The sequence below is a fragment of the Streptomyces malaysiense genome, from assembly GCF_000980885.2.
Lineage (GTDB): Bacteria > Actinomycetota > Actinomycetes > Streptomycetales > Streptomycetaceae > Streptomyces > Streptomyces malaysiense.
In genome coordinates this window covers 1-1,030 of sequence record NZ_LBDA02000212.1, presented here as the reverse complement: position 1 = coordinate 1,030, position 1,030 = coordinate 1, and the positions used below count along the sequence as shown (strand labels likewise).

Here is a 1,030-nt window from a genome sequence, read left to right as displayed (position 1 = left end):
GTCGGCGAGCGCGCCCAGCTCCTCCAGCGAGGCCTGCTTGTGCTCCATGCGCAGCCGCCCCGCCGCCGCGAGGTGCTCGGGCACCTCCTCGCCGAGGATCTCCAGCGCGCGCTGCACCCGCGCCCCCGCGGCCACCGCCGCGCGGGCCGAACGCCGCAGGTTCGCGTCGTCGAAGTTGGCGAGCCGGTTGGCCGTGGCCCGCACCTCGCGGCGCATCCGGCGCTCCTCCCAGGCCAGCACCGACTCGTGCGCGCCGAGCCGCGTCAACAGCGCGCCGATCGCATCACCGTCGCGGACGACCACACGGTCAACCCCGCGCACCTCCCGGGCCTTGGCGGCGATGGACAGCCGACGGGCGGCACCGACCAGTGCCAGCGCGGCCTCCGGTCCCGGGCAGGTCACCTCCAGGGAGGAGGAGCGGCCCGGCTCGGTCAGCGAGCCGTGCGCGAGGAACGCCCCGCGCCAGGCCGCCTCCGCGTCGCAGGTGGCCCCCGAGACCACCTGCGGGGGCAGCCCGCGGATCGGCCGGCCACGGCCGTCGACCAGACCGGTCTGCCGGGCGAGCTGGTCCCCGCCCGCGACGACCCGGACGACGTAGCGCGAGCCGCGGCGCAGCCCGCCGGGGGCCATCACGATCAGCTCCGAGCTGTGGCCGAAGATCTCCAGGATGTCCCGCTTGAGGCGGCGGGCCGCCATCGCCGTGTCCAGCTCCGCCTCGATCACGATGCGCCCGCTCACCAGATGCAGGCCGCCGGCGAACCGCAGAATGGCGGAGACCTCCGCCTTCCTGCAGCAGGTCCGGGTGACGGGGAGCCGGGAGATCTCGTCCTTCACCGCTGCCGTCATCGCCATGGGCCGATCCTTCCATGCATCCGAAAAATACGGTCGTACGCGGCGGCCAACAGTTCCGGGTCGTGCCGGGGTGTTCCGTCGGTCCGGGCCACCGGGGCCAGCTCGACCGCGGCTCCCAGCCTCTTGGCGGCCTCGGTGAGCGAGTCGCGGTCGGGCACGGCGGCCTCGTCGGCGAGCA

General features: G+C 75.0%; 1 protein-coding gene and 1 pseudogene. Both read right to left on the bottom strand.

Going from position 1 to position 1,030, the window contains the following annotated elements:
• A partial coding sequence (gene whiA, locus VT52_RS34985) for a DNA-binding protein WhiA (protein WP_071387775.1) occupies nucleotides 1-852 on the bottom strand: 852 nt, incomplete at its 3' end.
• Nucleotides 843-1,030 (bottom strand): annotated as a pseudogene (locus tag VT52_RS34980) (hypothetical protein); the annotation flags it as partial. The gene whiA and the pseudogene VT52_RS34980, both read right to left, overlap by 10 nt.